Origin of the sequence: Duodenibacillus massiliensis, from assembly GCF_928721995.1 — a bacterium.
GTDB classification, from domain to species: Bacteria; Pseudomonadota; Gammaproteobacteria; order Burkholderiales; family Burkholderiaceae_F; genus Duodenibacillus; species Duodenibacillus massiliensis.
In genome coordinates this window covers 560,643-580,464 of the sequence record NZ_OV788642.1, presented here as the reverse complement: position 1 = coordinate 580,464, position 19,822 = coordinate 560,643, and the positions used below count along the sequence as shown (strand labels likewise).

Here is a 19,822-nt window from a genome sequence, read left to right as displayed (position 1 = left end):
TTTTGGCCAAAAAGAGAAAATCCCGGCGGCGGATGTGATGCCTTGCTCCATGTCAGGCATTCTGTTTTTCTCTGTGCTGCGTCCGCGCCGGGATTTTCCAATAGCGGACCCTACATCCAAACACGACAATTCATGTCGCATTGAAAACACAGTAATTCCAAAATTACGCGCGTCCTGCCTTAGAATAAATTACAAATTCCAAGGAGGCCGCCATGCCGCGCCATATTGACCAAAACGGGGTCACGGACGCCCTGCTCATTATTTCGATTCTCAAGCAGATTCCCACGAGTCGCTGGATCAGCGGTCCGCAGATTCAGCAGAATCTTTCGGAACTCGGCATCGAGATTGAGGCGCGCCGGATGCAGCGGCTTTTAAAAAGCATCCGTGACTGCGAACAGCTCCATGTGGACGTGAACGACAAAAGTAAGCCCTTCGGCTACCGAAGACAGGTCCCCGAGACCGATCTCGCAGTTGATCAGTTGAAGCCCGCCGAGGCGCTTTTGTTCCGTCTTTTTGAAGAACACATGCAGTATCAGCTGCCGGCGCCGCTTTTAAAGTCGCTGTCGCCTTTTTTTGCAGCCGCTAAAAGTTCGCTCAACGAAACAAAAAACGGCCGCACGCATGAGTGGCTCAGAAAAGTGGCCTTTGTGTCGGGGACGGTACCGATGATGCGGCCGAGGATACTGCCGCGCGTCTTTGATGCGGTGAGTGAAGCTCTCTACCGCGATGCAAAGTTAAAGATTTCATTTGAAAACCGGAAAGGGGAGAAGTCCAAGGCCGAAGTTTCGCCCTTGGGACTTGTGCAGCAGGAGCAGAGGCTCTACCTTGTCTGCCGCTTTGAGAATTACGACAACGTCCGGCACCTGGCACTGCACCGCATAACGTACGCCGAGGTGCTCGATTTTCCGGCCGAGCGCCCCAAAGACTTTTCTCTGGAACGCTATATCCGGGACCGCCACTTTAATTACAGTAACGGCGGCCGCATCAGGCTCGAAATTGAATTTACCAATCCCGAAACCGCCCGCAACATGAGCGAAACGCCCTTTAACAGCACGCAGGTTCTGACGGAACTCCCCGACGGCGCCTGGCGGCTTGAAGCTGTGATGGACGACACGGTCGTTTTGCAAGGGTGGATCGCCGCCTGGCACGACATTGCCGGTATGCGGCTTGTGAAGAAGACGCCCGTTGAGACACCGGTCAAGGATTAGTGTTTCCCGTGGCAGCACCCGCAGGCCGTTTCGTGCGGCTGCATGGCGCAGTTGGGTTCAACGCCTGATGCGCGCAGATAGTCTGCGCCCCAGGCGTACATGGCTTCCAGAACCGGGCGGATGCTGCGGCCGCGCTCGGTGAGCGAATACTCCACTTTGGGCGGCACTACGGCATAAACGCGCCGTGCGACAAGGCCGTCGCGTTCAAGTTCCCTGAGCTGCGTGGTGAGCGTTTTCGGCGTGGCGGCCGTCACGATCCTTTGCAACTCAGAAAAGCGCAGTGTCCCGTCCGTGAGACGCCAGAGAATGAGCGCCTTGTACTTTCCGCCGATAAGCCCGAGCGTTGCTTCCACCGGGCAGTGGATGTCGCCCATGGGTATTGTTGCTGTTTTCATGGTATCAGAAAAGATAGTAGTTGTATTTTTTAACCGTTCTTCCAAAAAGAAAGTTTAATACCTAAAATCAGTTGTAACATGATTTAGGGGGACTTTCGATGAAGGAAGTTCATTTTGATGTGCGCGGCATGAGCTGCGCAGCCTGTTCTGCGCGCGTGGAAAAAGCCGCTGAGTCGGTCGCGGGAACAGAGGGTGTTGCCGTCAATCTGCTCAAAAACAGCATGGTCTGCTCGGTTGACGACACGAAAGCCGATGCCGTGATTGCGGCCGTTGAGAAAGCCGTGGCTGATGCGGGTTACGAAGCCCTTTGCCGCGAAGAGGGCAAGACCGCCAAAGGTTCTGAAAACGAGCTGCAGGCAGCGGCAGACGCCGAAACCCGGCAGCTCAAAATCCGCCTTTACACCTCCGTTGTTTTGTGCGTGATTCTGATGGCGGCAGCCATGGGTCCGATGGCCGGGCTCGCCGTCCCCGCGTTTTTGGATCCGAGGGTAAGCCCCGTGTCGGCGGCGTTGACGCAGCTCCTGCTCACGATTCCCGTGGTGGCGCTTAACTTCAAGTTTTTCCGGCAGGGCACAAAGGGCCTTATCCACGGAGCGCCCAACATGGATACGCTTGTGGCGATCGGGGCCGGTGCGTCGCTTCTTTTCGGCATCTTTGCGCTTTACCGCATGGTTTTTGCCCTTGAGGCCGGCGACGCAGCGCAGACGATGCACTACGCGCATAACCTCTACTTTGACTCGGCCGCGATGATTCTGACGCTCATTACCGTCGGAAAATATTTTGAGGCAAGAGCCAAAGGCAAAACCACGGCCGCGGTTTCAGCGCTTTTAAAGCTTGTTCCGGAAACCGCGGTGGTTATGAGAAACGGTACTGAAGTCACCGTAAAGGCCGCAGAGATCGTTGCCGGTGACACCGTGGTATTAAAAACCGGGGAGCGTATCCCCGTGGACGGCGTGGTTATTGAGGGGACGGCAACGGTGGATGAGTCGGCGATGACCGGTGAAAGCCTGCCGGTTGCCAAAGCCGCGGGTGACAGTTTGTCGGGTGCGACGCTCATGACAAGCGGCCGTCTTTTGATGCGCGCCGTGCGGGTGGGGGATGAGACGGCACTTGCGCAGATCATTCGCCTCGTGGATGAGGCAACATCAGGAAAAGCACCGGTCGCGCGGCTTGCGGATAAAGTGAGTGCTTACTTTGTGCCCGCAGTGATCGGCATTGCTTTTGTGACGGCCGCCGTGTGGCTCGTGTGCGGCTACAGCTGGGAATTTGCCGCAACCTGTGCGGTCAGTGTCCTCGTGATTTCCTGCCCGTGCGCCCTGGGCCTTGCCACTCCAACGGCCATCATGGTGGGAACGGGCAGAGGCGCTGCCGAGGGACTTTTATTTAAGTCGGCGGAAGTGATTGAAAAGACGCGCTCCGTTACAACCGTTATTCTCGATAAAACGGGAACCGTGACCGAGGGCCGTCCGGCACTCACCGACATCGTGCCGCTTGCCGGCCAAAACGCAGACGAAGTTCTCACGCTTGCGGCTTCTGTTGAAGTCTTAAGCGAACATCCGCTGGCAAAGACCGTTGCCGGGGCCGCCAAGGAAAAGAATTTGGCATTACTGAAGGCAGAGGCCTTCACGCAGGCGCCGGGCCGTGTTGAGGCACTTGTGAGCGGCCGCAAAATCGCGGTGGGCAACGTTTCGGTGCTGGACGACACCGAAGCGCAAAAACTCAGCCCCGCGCTTGAAAAGCTTGCCGACGAGGGAAAGACGGCGCTCGTTGTTGTTGCTGACGGAAAGCCGCTTGCGGTGCTTGCGGTGGCCGACGCCGTCAAACCGGAGAGCCATCAGGCGATTGCGGCTCTGAAGGCCAGGGGCCTTAAGGTGCGGATTGTCACCGGAGACAACGCCCGTACGGCAGCCGCGGTGGCGCGCGCCGTGGGGCTCACTGCGGCGGACGTGACCGCTCAGGTTTTGCCTGCGGACAAAGAGCGCATCGTGCGTGAGCTGCAGGCCGACGGCGAAACGGTTCTCATGGTCGGAGACGGCATCAACGATGCGCCGGCCCTGACGCGCGCGGATATCGGGATGGCAATCGGCGCGGGCACAGACGTTGCGGTGGAGTCGGCCGATATTGTGCTCGTGAGAAGCCGACTCACGGACGTTGCCGCGGCCTATGACCTTTCTGCGGCCGTCATGCGCAATATCAAGGAAAACCTCTTTTGGGCGTTCTTTTATAACGCGGTCGGGATTCCGGTTGCCGCAGGCGTCTTTTACCTGTGGCTCGGCTGGACGTTAAATCCGATGATTGCCGCGGCGGCGATGAGCATGAGTTCGGTTTCGGTGGTCAGTAACGCCTTAAGGCTCAGAGGCTGGAAGCGCGCAGCCGATCTCGCCGTCACCGTCAAGGCGCAGACAAAAGAGCGCCCCGAACCGCAGAAAGAACAACAGCCCGAAACACCGTGCGATGCGAAGCTCATTGTGGAAGGCATGCACTGCCCGCACTGCTCGGGGCGCGTCGAAAAGGCGCTCGCAGCCACGGCCGGCGTCACAAAGGCCGAGGTGGATCTCGCAAAGAAAACCGCCTTGGTCTGGGGGAGCGCTTCGGCTGAAACGCTCAAAGCGGCTGTTGTTGCCGCGGGTTACACTGTTTCTTCAACTACAACCAAAAAGAAGGAAATCAAAATGACAACCTACGTTCTCACAGTTAACGGCATGCACTGTACCCACTGCAGCGGCAGTGTTCAGAAGGCGCTCTCGGCCGTGGCGGGCGTCACCAAAGCCGCGGTGGATCTTGAAAGCAAAAAGGCGACGGTCGAAGGCGAGGGTGTGAACCCTGAGGCGCTTAAAGCGGCCGTGACGGATGCGGGCTTTGAAGTTGCCGACATCCGCTCCGAATAAAGAAGAAAACGCTCAATCAGCTGCCCGTAAAAAGGCGGCTGATTTCTTCCGGGCGCGGCAGGGCGCTTGCTTCTTCCGCGCTTCTTAACCACTGGTGCACGGGCTTCAGAATTTCGAGCTTTACGCGGAAGCGGTCGGCTTCCGAGACCACAAGCCCCTTCTTTTTGAGGCTTGTCATGCTGCGCTCAAGCGCTGCGCTTGAACAGTTCACCACGTATCTGAGCGCTTCGCCGCGCAAAATGAGCGGCATATCCACCCAGGTTTCGCCGTCAATCTCGGTGAGCTTACCGTAAACGGATGCCCAGGACATAAAAAACGCGAGCACGCGCTCATCAATGTCGAGAAGGGTCTCTGCGGCAAAGCCCAGGCGGTCAGAGAGCGCCGCAAGCTCAAACTGTGCGGCAATCAAAAGGAGAAACTCCGTGTTTTTCTTCGCAAGGCTCATCACGAGTTCCTGCGGAACCGACACGACAACACTCGGCACCAGCGCAAAATAGCGGCCCACGCAGGGGCGGCCCGTGAAGAAATTGAGGTTGCCGCAGGCCAGGCGCCCGGGGAGCCCTATCGCAACCGACAGACGGCTTTGTGCAAAGGGTGAACTCACACAGCGCGCAGTGATGCCGGATTTGACCATCACAAGCTGATCGACGCGTTCAGAGGTACCCAAAACCGGGGCTTTGGGCGCAAGCGTCCGCTCAACGCCCCAGCGTTCGATAAGCGACTTGATTTCCGGGTGCAGCACGGGGTGAATCCAGGGCATCACCGGGGACTTGGGGCCGGATAACCCGTCCCAAGGGGCGTCGCGCGTATCGGCGATGTCCTTAAACCACTGTCCTGAAGGTGCCCGCATGGCCGCTGCTCCTCTCAATAAAACAAACCGCTCAGTCGAAAATTCGAAGTGACTACAGAATAGTGCCTGCCGCTGCGGGCGTCAATACGACGGTGCCGTTGCGTTTTGCGCGCTTGCCGGCCTTTAAAACGGCCTTATCCTTGGTGACAACAAAGTCGGCCTTCACAAAGTCCGCAAGCCGCAGAAACTTCACGTCATCGCGGTCCTTGCACCGGAGTGTTGTGGCGAAATCAGCAGGGATGGTGATTCCGAAAGAGAGGCTGTGCCAGAGCCTCAGAATCTCACACTGATTCGCCACCGTCAGTTCAAACTGAGGGCGTCGGATCACGTCGGCAAGTTCGTCCACCGTGTCGTCGCTTCGCACCGCCCAGAAGCGGTCGTAATAGAGCGCGTCTTTAACGGGGGCGGCAGTTTTGTCTTCCCAAAACCAAAAATCCAGAAGGACATTCGTGTCAATCACCGCCACGGGCCGCGTGCGCCGGCCAGGTGCCAAAGCGAGGTCGGCTTCAAGCGCCGCCCTGCGCTCCGGTGTCGGGTGGTGTTTTTGGCGCAGATCCAGGAGAAACTGCGCCGTGGGAAGCGTCGCGGCAAAGGGTGTCACCGGTGCCTCACGCGTTTTCGATGCGGCTGATCATGTAGGGCATGATGCCTCCCGCCTTCACGTAGGTGAGTTCTACGGGGGTGTCGATTCTCACCGTAAGCGGCACGCTCTTAACCGTGCCGTCCGGGTAGTGAATCGTGAGCGTCACGTCGCCCAAGGGTTTAATGGCGTCAACCCCTGTGATGTCAAAGGTTTCGCGGCCGGTAAGCCCCAGCGTCTGAGCGCTTGTGCCCGGCTTAAACTGCAGCGGCAGAACTCCCATACCGATGAGGTTGGAGCGGTGAATGCGCTCAAAGCTCTTCACAATGACGGCTTTGACCCCCAACAATTTCGTACCCTTGGCGGCCCAGTCGCGGCTTGAGCCCGTGCCGTATTCTTCACCGGCAAACACAACGACCGGGATGTGCTTGGCCTTGTAGTCGCAGGCCGCTTCAAAGATCGTGGTCTTTTTGCCTTCGGGCATCTCAAGCGTAAAGCCCCCTTCCACGGGTGTGCCGTCGGGGTTTGCGGGAACCATGAGGTTCTTGATGCGGGCGTTGGCAAATGTGCCGCGCATCATCACTTCGTGCTGGCCGCGCCGCGACCCGTAACTGTTGAAGTCGGCCTCCGCCACGCCCTTGCTTCTTAACCACTTTGCTGCCGGCGTGTCCGCGCTGATGCGGCCTGCGGGCGAAATGTGGTCGGTCGTCACGGAGTCACCGAAAATGCCGAGCGCGCGGGCGCCTTTGATGTCGCCCATCGTGTCGGTTGCTTCCATAAAGGGAGGCTCAGCAATGTAGGTCGAATCCGGCCAGTTGTAGCAGGGACCGGTGGTGCCGGTCACGGCCTGCCACAATGAACCCGGTTCCGTGCGGATCTTGAGGTAGGTCGAGCGGTAGGCTTCGGGCTGCTGAGCCGCGGGCAGCATCGCTTCGATTTCTTCCGGCGCGGGCCAGATGTCCCTGAGATAAACGGGCTTGCCGTCCTTGCCGGTTCCGAGCGGTTCTTCCGCAAGATCACGGCGCACGCTGCCCGCAATCGCGTAGGCGACCACCAAAGCGGGCGAGGCAAGGAAATTGGCCTTCACCGCCGGGTGAATACGGGCTTCAAAGTTGCGGTTTCCGGACAAAACGGCGGCCGTTACGAGGTTTTCGTCTTTGACGGCTTTCAAAATGTCGGGTGCGAGGTCACCGGCGTTGCCGATACAGGTGGTGCAGCCGTAGGCAGCGACATTAAAGCCGAGCTTATCAAGGTAGGGCAGGAGCCCGAGCTTTTCAAGGTAGGCCGTTACAACGCGGCTTCCCGGCGCGAGGCTCGTTTTGACGCGCGGCGCGGTCGTAAGCCCCGCTTCCACGGCCTTTTTCGCGAGAAGCCCTGCGGCAATCAGAACCGAGGGGTTGGAGGTGTTCGTGCAGGAGGTAATGGCCGCAATCACGATGTCGCCGTGATTGAGTTTCCTGCCGTCAGCCAAAGTGCCCGCGGCATGCGTGCGGTCTGCGGGCTGCGAAAAGCCGCCATCGGCAACGGGTGTCGTGAGAAGCTTTTCAAAGGTGGGGGTAAGCTCCGTGAGTTCAATTCTGTCCTGCGGACGGCGGGGGCCGGCCAAAGACGGCCGGACTTTGGCAAGATCGATTTCTACCGTGTCGGTGTAGTCGTGCACACCGGCCTCGGCAATGCCGAAAAGCCCCTGCGCCTTAAAGTAGGCTTCAATGCGGCTGCAGACCTCTTCAGTGCGCCCCGTTTCCTTAAAGAACGCAATCGTTTTGTCGTCCACGCCGAAGTAGCCCATCGTGGCGCCGTATTCGGGGGCCATGTTGGCAATCGTGGCGCGCTCGGGCACCGCCAGAGACCTTGCGCCGTCACCGAAAAATTCCACAAACTTGCCGACCACTTTCTTGGCGCGCAGCACCTGCGTGACGGTAAGCGCGAGATCCGTTGTCGTGCAGTCGGCGGGGAGTTTCCCCTTAAGGTGCACGCCCACGACGTCGGGGGTGAGCATGTAAATGGGGCGCCCGAGCATCGCGGCTTCGGCTTCGATGCCGCCCACGCCCCAGCCGATGACACCGAGCCCGTTTACCATCACCGTGTGGCTGTCGGTGCCCACAACGCTGTCGGGCCAGAGCGTGTTGTCCTTGCCGCAGAAGACACCGCGGGCAAGGTACTCGAGGTTGACCTGATGCACGATCCCGAATCCCGGCGGCACAATGCCGAAACTCTTAAAGGCCTGCATGCCCCACTTGAGAAAGCTGTAGCGCTCGCGGTTACGCTTGAATTCAACCGACATGTTGTCGGTGAGGGCCTTGGGGTTGCCGAAGTTATCGATCATCACCGAGTGGTCCACGACCATATCCACGGGAACGAGCGGCTCCACACGTTCGGGATCAAGCCCCCGGCGTGCGGCTTCGCTGCGCATGGCGGCCAAGTCCGCCAAGAGCGGAACACCGGTTAAGTCCTGCAGAATCACGCGGCTTACCACAAACGGCGTTTCTTCACGCGGGGCGTTGGCTTTCCAGCCCGCGAGCTTTTTCACGCTCTCGGCGTGAATCGTTTCTTCGTCGCAGTTTCTGAGAATGCTTTCAAGCACAATGCGGATCGTCACCGGGACGCGGGTGAGATCAACGCCGAGCTCTGCGGCGAGTTTGGGAAGGCTGTAGTAGCGGTAGTCCTTGCCGCCTGCGGTGAGCGTCGCAAGCGTGGAGGCGCGCAGGCTCTCTTTGGCGTTCTGGGTCATCTGGTTTTGTCTCCCGGGATGTGCGGGCGTGTGTCTCCCAGAATGGAGCCGCCCGGTCTTATGCAAAGTGGAATTGATTTTAGCCGCGCACCGCGCAGGCTAAGGCTTTCACGGGGTAAAAATATGTGAAATCTAGGCAGAACGTCTAGGAAAAAAGTGCCTCAGCGAGGATTTCGGGCGTTGCGTGCGCCTGCGCCATCCGTTTGGCGCGTTCAATTTCCGTCGCTGAGAGTTCGGCCGTGAGTTCATCACAGCGGATGCGGCACTGCGCGAGAAGCTCCGCCGTGTCTTTGCCGTCGCCGCGGGCATCACGGTCGGTCAGAACGCTTCTCACCTTCATCAGAAGCGCCAGGGCTTCAGCGGGCAGCCGCCCCGCGCGTGTTTCGCCCTCCGTGAGAAGCTTTGCCAGAAAAAGAAAAGCCGGGAGGTAGCTCTGCAGGGCACTGCGCCGGGCCCAGTCGCAGGCCGTGTCCGCGGACTTTCTGACGCCGTCACCCCGCCAGTGGAAAAACGCAAGCTGCAGCTGTGCGGCAGCGAGCCCCCCGCGGGCGGCTTCCGCGCACCAGTGAAGGGCTTCAGCGCTGTCGGCCTGCGGGTTGTCCGGTCTGAGGTTGAGTTCACTTAAGGCAAGTGCCGCTTTGGCGCTGCCCTTTAAGGCCGCACGTTTAAGCCGCTGCTGGGCCTGCCGCAGGTCCGTCGGACAGCCGCGGCCGGTGGCGTAGGCAATACCGGACTCGTATTCAGCCTCGGTGTGCCCCTGGGCTGCGGCAAGCCGAAACCAGGTGAGGGCCTCGGAGGGATTTTCTTCGCAGCCGAACCCCCAGAGGAGGGCTCGTCCGAGATCGTACTGGGCGTCTTTGTTGCCCATGACTGCGGCTTTGCGGAAAAGTTCCACGGCTTTTTCCGGATCGGGCCTCACCCCCTGACCGCGGGCAATCAGTAGTCCCAGCAGGTACTGCGAGGCCGTATGTTCTTTTTCCACGGCTTTTCTGAGCCACTTGACGGCCGCACGGTTGTCGGCGGAAATGACGGCGGTCTGCGCGAGCGTCCTCGCAAGCTCGTACTGCGCCTGCGGGGAGCCCTGGGCGGCTTCGCGCGTCCAGAGATCAACCTGAGTTTTTTCCGGCCGTGCCTGCGTTACGTCCCCCCGTAAGAGCGCAAGAACCCCGGCGGAAGCCGTATCAGCCCCCGTGCGTTTGGGAAGTTCAAAGCGCGTCTCAACGTTGGTGCGCATGGCTTACTGCTGCAGAATCGGAGCGTCCGCAGGCAGCGGATCAATCCCGGTTAAATGCAGGAAAAGAACAAGTGTCAGGGCAAAAGCGGTGTAAGCGACCCAGCCGAAGGCGCCGATCATGATTGCGCGGCCGAAAAATTTCCCTTTGTAGGCGATGCGGTTGCGGCGGATGTAGGTCACCTGGCGGATTCCCATGGAAAGCGTCCAGGAAATCCAGAAACCGATAAAAAGCGCAATCATGAGATAGCGGCAGACGGGAATGTCGCGGATAAAGGGTTCGGCAATCGTGTAGGCAACGAACGTGAAAAAGCTCACGCGCACCCAGGCCATGCTTTTTTCCGCGAGGACCGGTTCATTTAATGTCCGCCAGTTAAAGCCCTGCAGCAGTGCCCCGAACATCGGAGTGAAGATGAGTGTGAGAATAATGCACACCACGGGGTTATAAAGGCGCAGCGGCTCTTCAGCCGTTTGGACAGAGGGGTTCTGAATGGTTTCAGGCATTTCGTTGTCTGAGGGCGGCGCTTGCCGGCACGCCCTGAATTGAGGTTGAGCGAATTGTAGGTGGAAATCGGCGGAAACGCCCAAGGCTTAAACGGGCTGCGGCACTTGCAGCGCTTCTTCTAAACAACCCGCGCTTGAAAGCGCGGGGTTTCCTGACACGGTGCAGGCTTTCCCGCAAACAGCCAAGGTGTTTGAGGCCTTGTCTGCCCGGGCGTCCCCTGCGCCACAGGAACATTTAAAACGCAACCACTCTACGGGTTCGGGCTTCATCAGCTCGATCCGTTGGTTCCGGCGAAGGACCAGGGCTGACGATTACTCATCCTTATCGTTTGACGTGCCGGTATAGTTTTGCAAAAAGCTCCATGGCAGAGGCAGGCGTTGAAAGCCTGACTTTCCAGGACGGTTTGTGTGCGGCCTGGCGTCCGGTTTCTGCTTCTTGCCCGGACTGAGCCTTACTGATCAGGTTGAAGATAATTTTGCGGATTCCGGTTACTCCGGCCAAGAAATCGGCGTTTCTGCACTGGGTTCTGTCCTGGTTAAAAGTCACATCCAGCACCCAGTGCAACCCGTTTTCAATCATCCAGTGTCTGCGGATCACGCGCGCCAGCGTGGCAGCAATGTAGAGCTTGTCGAAATGCAGGCTCGTAATGAAGTAGCGCACTTCATCAGAGTTTTTCTCCGGTGCGTCTGCGAATTCGCGTTTGATTCTGGCCATGACGATGCACCCGTCTTCCAGTCCGGCCCATTTATCCAAAACATCCTGGGCAAATTCTTTCATGAGAGAGGCCGGCAACACGCTGATTTCCCGTGTTTCAGTGCGGCCGTGCCCCAGCTCAATACGGGCAAATTCTTTTGCAGCGCTTCGGCCTTGTTTGGTTTTAAACCAACCGCAAACCTGGCTGTGAAGTTCCTTGTGGTTGCCTTTGACGGCAAAGCAGTAGTCGCAGTGTTTTTCGTAAAGAAGAAACTCCGCCAGCTTTTTCTGCGTATTCATCGCATCGCAGGTGAAGATCGCACCGCTGAGATCCATGGACGTCACGATGTTGACGGCCTGAGTGATCTCGTTCTCTTTTTCCTCGATAAGTACCTGCTGAAGGCACATTTCATTGTCAGTATCGAAAAGGTTCAGCACATAGCGGCTGTGAGCCTTGTGCTCCAGGCTTGATGCGGCGCATACGGCCTGGCCGTCCAAGGCAACAATCCGCGTCTGGTACTTGGCCGGCAGAGGGATCGTGTACTGCTCAATGAGCTTGTTGACGTCACCTTTGCCAAGGATTCGGATGACATTGCGGACCGTATCGTGAGAAATATCCTGATCAGGGAAATCGGCAAACCATGCCTTAAATACAGGACGATGCAGTTTCCAGTACTCAGCAATCTGCCGGCAGGAAAGGAAGCCGCCAAGCCCGGCCAGGACGATAACCAGCAGGACAATATCGAGAGGATATTGAACAAGCGGTCCCTGACGGGAGTCTGTGATGACGGGAATTTCCCGGGCCAACGCGGCCTTTTTCTTCGGACCTCTTTTCCCGTCGCTGGGAATGAGCTTGCTGAGATCAGTTTCCCCAGGCGGAAGGATTCCTTTGGTCGTAGAGCTGATGACCTTGCTGTTTTTCGTCTTGGGGTCGTAGATGCTTCTGACCTCCTGCACATAGCGGGATCCGTCAGGACGCTTGCGCTTAACGATAGAGATGTGAATTTTTCCGTCGCTTCCGAGCTTTGGCATGACTGCCTCTTATCCGTGGTGTGTTATTAAAATTATATAACACACCACGATGAAATCAAGAAAAAAGCTGGAAATCAATCGACTTCCAGCAATATTTATGAATTAGTATGCGTCAGCCCTGCAGAATTGGAACCTTTTGGGATTATGTTCCTAAAAAAGCGTGAAATTTTGGGAATATAGTACCAAAATTTACCGAAAATGCCTGTCTAGGTGTTTGCAACCATGCAAACGTTCTCGAAATCGCAGGTTTGAGCGCCACATCCTGCCCAGCTAAACAACCCCGCGCTTTCAAGCGCGGGTTGTTTAGTGCAGGCAGACATCGGGTAAGCCCAGCCTTTGCGGCAGCCCTGCCGGAATCAGAAATCCGCAGCATCACGCCCGAAAACTTTTCGGAGACAATGAAAAACCCGGCATGTTGAATGAGCCTGCCGGGTTTTAGAGAATCCTCAGAAAGAGGTCGGCTTACTTCCCTGCCAGTTCCTTCTGCGTCTTTTCCACCATCGCGAGTTTGGCTTCAAAGTCGTTCAGAGAATTCACAACGACCTTGTTGAGAGCCAGAAGGGCAATGAGGTTAGGGATCACCATCAGGCCGTTAAAGAGGTCGGCCAGAGACCAGACGAGGTCAACCTTGAGTGTTGCGCCCAGGATGATGAAGGCGCACACCAAAAGGCGGTAGGGGAGAAGCCCGCGGCCCTTAAAGAGGAAGCGGACATTCTGTTCACCGAAGAAGTACCAGCCGATGATCGTGGAGAAGGCAAAGAAGAAGAGGCACACCGCCACAAAGCTCATGCCGATGCTGCCTAAGCCCACGTTGTAGGCATGCTGCGTGAGTTCGATGCCCGTTGTCTTGTAGTCAAGAACGCCGGTCACAAGAATCACAATACCCGTAAAGGTCACGATGATGAGGGTTGCAGCCACACCGAAGATGGCGACAAGGCCCTGTTCCACCGGGTGCTCAACCTTCGCTACGGCGTGCGCGTGGGGCGTCGAACCCATACCGGCTTCATTAGAAAAGAGCCCGCGGGCCACACCGAACTGCATCGCTTTGGCAACCGTGAGACCCAAAGCGCCGCCGGCGACAGCCTGGGGATTAAAGGCCGCTTCGATGATGAGTTCAAAGGCCGGAATAATCTGCGCGGCGTGCATGCAGATCACCCACGTGCCGCCCACGATGTAAATGGCAGCCATGGCGGGAACGATCTTTTCCGTGACGCTCGCAAGCCGCCCGATACCGCCGAAGAAGACGAAACCGGAAAGCACGGCAACCACAACGCCCGTGATCAGAAGCGGCATGTCAAAGGCCGTCTTCATGGCCATTGAAATAGAGTTGGACTGTACGGCGTTACCGATGCAGCCCAGGGCAATGATGATGGCAATGGAGAAAAAGACAGCCATCGGACGGAATTTTTCGCCCATACCCTTGGTGATGTAGTAGGCGGGGCCGCCCACGATGTGGCCGTTGGCGTCCTTGTCACGGTAGGTCTGGGCGAGCACGGCTTCCGCAAAGATCGTCGCCATACCGAAAAAGGCCGCTACCCAAAGCCAGAAAAGGGCACCGGGGCCGCCCGAAACGATGGCTGTGGCTGTACCAGCGACGTTACCGGTACCGACCTGAGCGGCAATGGCGGTCGCGAGAGCCTGAAACGAACTCATACCGGTCTTGTCGGCGCGCTTACCGAAGAGCGATGCGCCGCCGAAAAGGATCTTAAGCGCGAGGCCGAACTTTCTGACTTGAACGAAACGCAGACGGATCGTGTAGAAGATACCGGTACCGCACAGCAGGGGAATAAGACAGAAAACACCCCAAAGTACGCTGTTGACGTCGCCGACAAGGCTGTTTAGCCAGTCCATCATTTGGAAATCACCCTGTGAAAATTGGTCAAGGAGCGGATACGTCCTTCGTATCCTTTTGTAAGAATTCCGCGCAGAATGTTAGCGCGAGTGGCTGAGTCTATAGAAGCGCAGGCCCGATCTGTGCGGATTTGCGCCAAAAATTTTGATTTTAATCGTCGGACTATGACTTCCTGCGGGATCGGCTGAGCAATTTCCCGTAAGCGAGTCAAAGTGGCTGTAAGACAAAACAATTAGAGTCTCAAGCGAGCGGTCTTAACCGCAAAAAATAAAAAAACGAAAGGAAAGAAAGATGACTGACGGGCGGGACTTAAAGGCGGGCGACAAGGCGCCGGATTTTGAACTGATGACGGACGCCGGGGAGTCCGTGCGGTTGTCAGAGCTTCGCGGGCACAAGGTGATTCTTTACTTTTACCCGGAAGACAATACGCCGGGGTGCACCGCACAGGCACAGGATTTCCGCGACACGATCAAAGAGTTTAAGGCCCTGGGCTACAGCATCTACGGTGTCTCCAACGACAATCAGGCAAGCCACTGCGATTTTCGTGACCGCTATAAGCTCACGTTCCCGCTTTTGTGTGACACCGACCGCACGGTGAGCAACCTCTACGGCGTGATGACCGAGCAGATTAAAGACGGCAAGCCCCGCATCCGTATCGAGCGTTCGACTTTCGTGATCGACGAAAACGGTGTTCTCACGCACGTGCTGCGTAACGTCGTGGCGCGCGTGCATGTAGGAGAGCTCTTAAAGCTTCTCTCCGGCAAGGATGCCTGATTTTTTGCGGCTCCTGCGTCATGGACATCAAGTCGGCTTCTGAGCGAAGCGCCAATATGGCAGCGATCCGCTCGAAAAACACAAAGCCCGAAATCATTGTCCGAAAGGCGCTCACCGCCGCAGGCTGCCGCTACCGGTTAAACCGTAGCGACATTCCCGGAAAACCGGATATCGCCATGATCGGCCGCCGCATCGCGATCTTTGTGCACGGCTGTTTCTGGCACGCGCACGCGGGTTGCCCGAGAGCGTCGGTGCCGTCTGCGCACCACGCTTTCTGGGTTGAAAAGATTGCCCGCAACAAAGCACGCAACGCGGCCGTGCGCGATAAGCTGCTTGAGAGCGGCTGGCGTGTTCTCCGGGTCTGGGAGTGTGCTTTAAGGACCAAAGCCGAGCGGGACGCCCTCGGCCGCAAAATCCGGGCATGGATCGAAAGTGACGCGGGGTTTGGTAATATTGCCGGGAGCCGCCATTAAGCCCGTGTTGTTCCCTGTACAGATTGTTGCGAAATTATCCGAAAGTGCCCGACGGTTTGCGCGAAACCTTTTAGAGTGCGGTCAAGAAAAATTGTTTTCGAAAAGGAATTACACCATGGCCATGCATAAGGACATTTACACGGAAGCCCCGTCAAGCGCGGATACGCTTGCCAACCTCGGGCCTTTGGCGCGCCTTGCCGGCACCTGGTACGGCGATCAGGGCGTTGACACGCACCCGCAGGCTGACGGCCCGGAAACCGAGCCTTACATCGAGCGCATCGTGATGGAGCCGATTGACGCACAGAATAACGGTCCGCAGGTTCTCTACGGCCTTCGCTACCACGTGCATATCGTTAAGCCCGGGGAACTTGCCGGTTTCCACGATCAGGTGGGCTACTGGCTCTGGGAGCCCGCGACCGGCCGGATCACGCATACGCTTGCGATTCCGCGCGCGCAGGTGGCGATGGCAACGGGCGTTGCCAAACCGGGCGACAAGACGATTACGGTGAAGGCCGAGCGGGGGTCGCTCACAAACGGCATCATCTCCGGCCCCTTCCTCGAAGAAGCTTTTAAGACCGTTGAGTGGACGATGAGCATCACCTTTAACGACGACGGTACCTGGAGTTACGATCAGGTCACCAAGCTCATTGTTCCCGGTGTTGAAGGGGAGTTTCTGCACACCGATCACAACACCCTTCGCATGATCGAATACCCGCGTCCCAATCCGCGCGGTATTGACGAGGGTATTTTCCTGCGCCGTTAATTTTTAAACGGGCAGTAAAAAGCCTCCGTGCGTTTTTAAAGCGCCGGAGGCTTTTTTAACTGGCCGTCAGAGCTTTAGGCCGGAACCGCCGGGAGGCTTGTGAGCATGCGGCAGCCGTGAAGATTGCGGATGAGTTCCACGCCGTGCTGCACGGCCTGCACGGCGGGTACACGCGGGAAGGTCTTGCGCCAGGCAAGCACCACGCGGCGCTTGGGGACGCTCGGGCGCTCAAAAGGCACGATGCGGATCAGGGGGTTGTGATCGTAGAAGGGCACCGCGCTTGACGGGAGAATCGTGACGCCCAGGCCCTGCGCGACCATGTAGCAGATTGTCTGCAGCGAGCTGCCTTCGACGCTTTTTTTGGCGTTGGGGTCGCTTCGGAGCGTATCGGCACAGAAATCAAGTACCTGATCGCGGAAGCAGTGGCCGGACCCCAACAGAAGCATCGGTTCATTTTTGACGTCCTGGCGCGAAATCGCCGGCCGGTGCGCGAGCGGGTGGTTTGCCGGCACCACAGCCACAAATTCTTCGTCGTAGAGGGGCTGAATCATGATGCCCGGCTGATCAATCGGGAGCGACACGATCGCAGCGTCAAGCTGACCGCTTTTAAGCTGCTCAAGAAGGTTCGCGGTGAGGCCTTCCGTGAGAATAAGCGGCATGTTGGCAGCCACTTTGTGCATGCTGCTCACGAGATCCGGAATGAGGTAGGGGGCGATCGTGCAAATCGTTCCCAGGCGCAGCTCCCCGCTTAAGGGATCTTTACCCTGCTGGGCGCAGACGCGCAACAGGGCGGCGTCTTCCAAAACCCGCTGGGCGCGTTCAACGATCAGTTTGCCGATCGGCGTGACGGTGACGTCTGAGCTCTTACGCTCAAAAATCTTGACGCCCAGTTCCTCTTCGAGCTTACGCACGGCCACGGAAAGAGAAGGCTGGGAGACGCTGCAGCTTTCGGCCGCCCGTCCGAAATGGTGTTCCTGCGCAACGGCAAGGACATATTTGAGTTCAGTCAGTGTCATAGTAGGGACTCATTTGGGGTGTGCTTACGCTTGTAAAAAATTTCGGGCGGGATCAAACCACCGGCTGGCAAACTTTTCGGCTGCCGCCGCATCCTCACGCATCCAGTCTTCGGCCGAGCGCCGCGCCCACTCCAAAAGATCCTTGTCGTTTAAGGGATCGGCAAAGCGCATGGCGGGGCTGCCGGACTGGCGCGCACCTAAAAACTCACCCGGGCCGCGAAGCCTTAGGTCCTCGCGCGCCACGGCAAAACCGTCGGTCGTCTCGCGGATCACACGCAGACGTTCCTTGCCGACGTCACTTAATTCGGGGTCAAAAAGCATGAGGCAGGTACTTTTGGCGGTACCGCGCCCCACTCGGCCGCGCAACTGATGCAGCTGCGACAGGCCAAACCGCTCGGCGTGTTCAATCACCATCACCGAGGCGTTCGGAACATCCACACCCACCTCAATCACGGTGGTGGAGACGAGAATGTCAATTTCTCCCGCGGCAAAGCGCGCCATTACGGCTTCTTTTTCTTCTGCGGGGAGTTTGCTGTGCAGTAGCGCTGTTCTTAAGTCCGGTTCGCTTTCGCGGATCATGCGCTCGCGGTCGGTTGCGGCGGTTAGGTCCGCCTTTTCGCTTTCTTCAATGAGGGGACAGACCCAGTAGCACTGCCGCCCTTCGCGGATGTCGCCTGTGACGGCCTTTAAAACGTCCGCTGCCCGAGAAAGACTGATGAGCTTGGTGGTGACGGGCTGCCGTCCGGGCGGCATTTCGTCTAAGAAACTCACGTCGATGTCGGCAAGGTAACTCATCGCAAGCGTGCGAGGAATGGGTGTTGCGGTTAAAAGGAGCTGATGCGGCTGAACGCCTGCCTCAGTCAAAGCCAGCTTCATGCGCTGTGAAACGCCGAAGCGGTGCTGCTCGTCAATCACGGCAAGCCCGAGGTTTTTAAAGTGAACGCCTTCCTGAATGAGGGCGTGGGTGCCCACCGCAATCTGAGCGGTACCGTCGGCAATGCTTTTTAGCGCTGCTTTTTTGTCGGGCCCTGAGAGGCTTCCCGCAAGAAACACAATATTGACGCCCAAGGGCGTAAGCCACGCCGAGAGCTTTTTGTAATGCTGCTGCGCGAGAATTTCCGTGGGGGCCATGACCGCGGCCTGAAAGCCGTTTTCAACGGCGCGGACGGCGGCCAGCGCCGCAATCACGGTTTTACCCGAGCCGACGTCGCCCGCGACAAGCCGCTGCATGGGGCGCTTCGTTGCCATGTCAGCTTCAATTTCAGAGATGACGCGTTGTTGAGCTCCGGTAAGCGTAAAGGCAAGACTATCCAAAAACCGGGTTTTAAGGGCCCCTGACGTGTCCGTCATCGCGGGCGCGGCGGCAAGGGCCTTGGCGTCCCGGCTTTTCTTTAAAAAGATCTGCTGAGCAAGAAATTCGTCAAACACGAGGCGCTTGAATTCGGGCGCCGTGCGCTCGGAAAGCGCTTCAGCCGGTGTAAGGGGGCTCGGGTGGTGGATAAAGCGCACAGCCTCGGCAAACCCGGGAAGATTTAAGGCTTTCGTGTACTTGTCGGGAACGAGGTCCTTTAAATCGACGTCAAGGAGCGCTCTGTCAATGCGTTTGCGGATGACGGGCTGGGTGAGTGTGCCTGAAGCCGGATAAACGGGCGTAAGGGTTTTCGGAAGGTCCGAGACGTCCGCCACGGCCTTTTTAACGCGCGGCTGCCAGAGTTCCGGTTCACCGCTGTAGGCGAGTCTTACTTCACCGTAGGCACGGATGAGACTTCCCATCGTGAGAAGCTTTTTGTCACCGAACCGGAAAAGCCGCATGGCAGCTGACCCGCTCGCGTCCGTGATTCTGATAAAGGTAAAGGGAACAAAACCCGAGGTGCGTTTGGCAATGACTTCAGTAATGCGGCCCTGGACCTGGGCAAAGGTGCCGGGCGTGAGCGCCCTGCAGTCAGTGATCTGCGTTTCGTCTTCGTAACGGAGCGGCAGATGAAAGACAAAATCCCAGTCGCGCACGAGACCAAGACGCGCAAAGCGCTCAGACACCGTGAGCTTGTCTTCTTTTTTCGGTTTTTCAGCCTTTAAGGCTTTCTGCTTTTTGACCGGGACTTTGTCAATCGGCATAACACACTCAGAAGCTCATTTCCTTAATAACGGCAATGGCTTCCACTTCAAAAAGCGCACCCTTGGGGAGCGCGGAGACTTCCACGCAGCTGCGTGCGGGGTAGGGGTCCTTCACGTACTCCTTCATGACGGCGTTCACAAGGCCGAACTGCGTCATGTCGGTCACAAAAAGCGTGAACTTCACCACGTCGGAAAACGTGCCGCCTGCAGCGGAAACAACTTCCGTGAGGTTGGTGAAGGCCTGACGCACCTGGGCTTCAAGGCCCTCGGTAAGCTCTCCGGTTTCCGGCACAAGACCGATCTGACCGGAGCAGAAGACGACGTTTCCGGCTTTGACGGCCTGGTTGTACGGGCCGATCGCAGCAGGGGCCGTCTTGGTTGAAATAATCTCAGTCATATGCTTCAAAATCTCCCTTATCAGCGGAGAAAAAACGGCACAGGCGCTGTCTTCCCTCTCATTGAATAATTATATTATTAATTCTCATGAATTTAGGGAGCGTTTATTATAAATCATGAGTGTTTTTTACTAGGTATTTTATCTAAGAATACTCATGAAGGAGTATTGAAAGCGGGTTAAGACAATGTCCGTGGGTTTTATTCCGGCTGATTTATAAGTGCCCTGAAATACGAGGGCGAAAACGGGAATTCTCAGAAGGTTTGCTTAGGTCAAAGAAGCGGAGAAATTTGGGGTTATTACCTATAGTACTTAGGTAGTA

General features: G+C 57.4%; 17 protein-coding genes. 5 read left to right on the top strand and 12 right to left on the bottom strand.

Annotation, left to right across the window (positions count from 1 at the left end; translation table 11 throughout):
- The first annotated feature begins 212 nt into the window (after positions 1 to 212).
- Positions 213 to 1,208 (top strand): helix-turn-helix transcriptional regulator, encoded by a 996-nt coding sequence (locus tag NXF97_RS02545; RefSeq protein ID WP_022373879.1) that lies wholly within the window; start codon positions 213 to 215, stop codon positions 1,206 to 1,208.
- On the opposite strand, the gene NXF97_RS02540 is transcribed toward NXF97_RS02545, so the two are convergent.
- Positions 1,205 to 1,582, bottom strand: a complete 378-nt coding sequence (locus tag NXF97_RS02540) for a winged helix-turn-helix transcriptional regulator (protein ID WP_274956360.1) — start codon at positions 1,580 to 1,582, stop codon at positions 1,205 to 1,207. The two genes, NXF97_RS02545 and NXF97_RS02540, sit on opposite strands and share 4 nt — an antisense overlap.
- Before the next feature lie 119 nt (positions 1,583 to 1,701).
- Here NXF97_RS02540 and NXF97_RS02535 point away from each other — a divergent pair, with 119 nt between their 5' ends.
- A complete protein-coding gene (locus NXF97_RS02535) occupies positions 1,702 to 4,491 on the top strand; it encodes a heavy metal translocating P-type ATPase (protein WP_274956359.1) in 2,790 nt (929 codons plus the stop codon).
- Positions 4,492 to 4,507: 16 nt separating this feature from the next.
- On the opposite strand, the gene NXF97_RS02530 is transcribed toward NXF97_RS02535, so the two are convergent.
- The 8 genes from NXF97_RS02530 to NXF97_RS02495 all read right to left on the bottom strand — a co-directional run bounded on the left by NXF97_RS02530 (position 4,508) and on the right by NXF97_RS02495 (position 13,967).
- Positions 4,508 to 5,341, bottom strand: a complete 834-nt coding sequence (locus tag NXF97_RS02530; RefSeq protein ID WP_274956358.1) for a hypothetical protein — start codon at positions 5,339 to 5,341, stop codon at positions 4,508 to 4,510.
- A 52-nt stretch (positions 5,342 to 5,393) separates the two neighbouring features.
- Positions 5,394 to 5,942 (bottom strand): putative toxin-antitoxin system toxin component, PIN family, encoded by a 549-nt coding sequence (locus NXF97_RS02525; RefSeq protein WP_274956357.1) that lies wholly within the window; start codon positions 5,940 to 5,942, stop codon positions 5,394 to 5,396.
- 7 nt (positions 5,943 to 5,949) lie between these two features.
- Positions 5,950 to 8,652, bottom strand: a complete 2,703-nt coding sequence (gene acnA / locus NXF97_RS02520; RefSeq protein ID WP_274956356.1) for an aconitate hydratase AcnA — start codon at positions 8,650 to 8,652, stop codon at positions 5,950 to 5,952.
- A 145-nt stretch (positions 8,653 to 8,797) separates the two neighbouring features.
- The gene (locus NXF97_RS02515; RefSeq protein ID WP_274956355.1) at positions 8,798 to 9,886 is read right to left on the bottom strand and encodes a tetratricopeptide repeat protein; all 1,089 of its coding nucleotides are present in this window, start codon (positions 9,884 to 9,886) and stop codon (positions 8,798 to 8,800) included.
- Between the two features lie 3 nt (positions 9,887 to 9,889).
- Positions 9,890 to 10,387, bottom strand: coding sequence for a hypothetical protein (locus NXF97_RS02510; protein ID WP_022373933.1), 498 nt, complete (start codon positions 10,385 to 10,387; stop codon positions 9,890 to 9,892).
- A gap of 87 nt (positions 10,388 to 10,474) precedes the next feature.
- Entirely contained in the window at positions 10,475 to 10,657 is a 183-nt protein-coding gene (locus tag NXF97_RS02505; protein ID WP_274956354.1) for a hypothetical protein, read from the bottom strand.
- A 52-nt stretch (positions 10,658 to 10,709) separates the two neighbouring features.
- Complete coding sequence (locus tag NXF97_RS02500) at positions 10,710 to 12,113, bottom strand: ISAs1 family transposase (RefSeq protein ID WP_274956353.1); 1,404 nt, start codon at positions 12,111 to 12,113, stop codon at positions 10,710 to 10,712.
- Between the two features lie 462 nt (positions 12,114 to 12,575).
- Positions 12,576 to 13,967, bottom strand: coding sequence for an alanine/glycine:cation symporter family protein (locus NXF97_RS02495; protein ID WP_274956352.1), 1,392 nt, complete (start codon positions 13,965 to 13,967; stop codon positions 12,576 to 12,578).
- Between the two features lie 289 nt (positions 13,968 to 14,256).
- Between NXF97_RS02495 and NXF97_RS02490 the strand changes: the two genes are divergently transcribed.
- The 3 genes from NXF97_RS02490 (at position 14,257) to NXF97_RS02480 (ending at position 15,975) form a co-directional block, all read left to right on the top strand.
- Positions 14,257 to 14,739, top strand: a complete 483-nt coding sequence (locus NXF97_RS02490; RefSeq protein WP_274956351.1) for a peroxiredoxin — start codon at positions 14,257 to 14,259, stop codon at positions 14,737 to 14,739.
- A 20-nt stretch (positions 14,740 to 14,759) separates the two neighbouring features.
- Positions 14,760 to 15,212 carry a very short patch repair endonuclease gene (locus tag NXF97_RS02485; protein WP_274956350.1) on the top strand — a complete coding sequence of 151 codons (453 nt, stop codon included), beginning with the start codon at positions 14,760 to 14,762 and terminating at the stop codon, positions 15,210 to 15,212.
- A 115-nt stretch (positions 15,213 to 15,327) separates the two neighbouring features.
- On the top strand, positions 15,328 to 15,975 hold the full coding sequence (locus NXF97_RS02480) for an FABP family protein (RefSeq protein WP_022373938.1): 648 nt from the start codon (positions 15,328 to 15,330) through the stop codon (positions 15,973 to 15,975).
- A gap of 74 nt (positions 15,976 to 16,049) precedes the next feature.
- Here NXF97_RS02480 and NXF97_RS02475 read toward each other — a convergent pair whose 3' ends face one another.
- The 3 genes from NXF97_RS02475 to NXF97_RS02465 are packed head-to-tail and all read right to left on the bottom strand — an operon-like array spanning position 16,050 to position 19,503.
- Positions 16,050 to 16,991: a hydrogen peroxide-inducible genes activator gene (locus tag NXF97_RS02475; RefSeq protein ID WP_074010008.1), complete on the bottom strand. Its 942-nt coding sequence runs from the start codon at positions 16,989 to 16,991 to the stop codon at positions 16,050 to 16,052.
- A gap of 24 nt (positions 16,992 to 17,015) precedes the next feature.
- Positions 17,016 to 19,106: an ATP-dependent DNA helicase RecG gene (recG, locus tag NXF97_RS02470; RefSeq protein WP_274956349.1), complete on the bottom strand. Its 2,091-nt coding sequence runs from the start codon at positions 19,104 to 19,106 to the stop codon at positions 17,016 to 17,018.
- Positions 19,107 to 19,113: 7 nt separating this feature from the next.
- Positions 19,114 to 19,503, bottom strand: coding sequence for a Rid family detoxifying hydrolase (locus NXF97_RS02465; RefSeq protein WP_274956348.1), 390 nt, complete (start codon positions 19,501 to 19,503; stop codon positions 19,114 to 19,116).
- Positions 19,504 to 19,822: the final 319 nt, after the last annotated feature.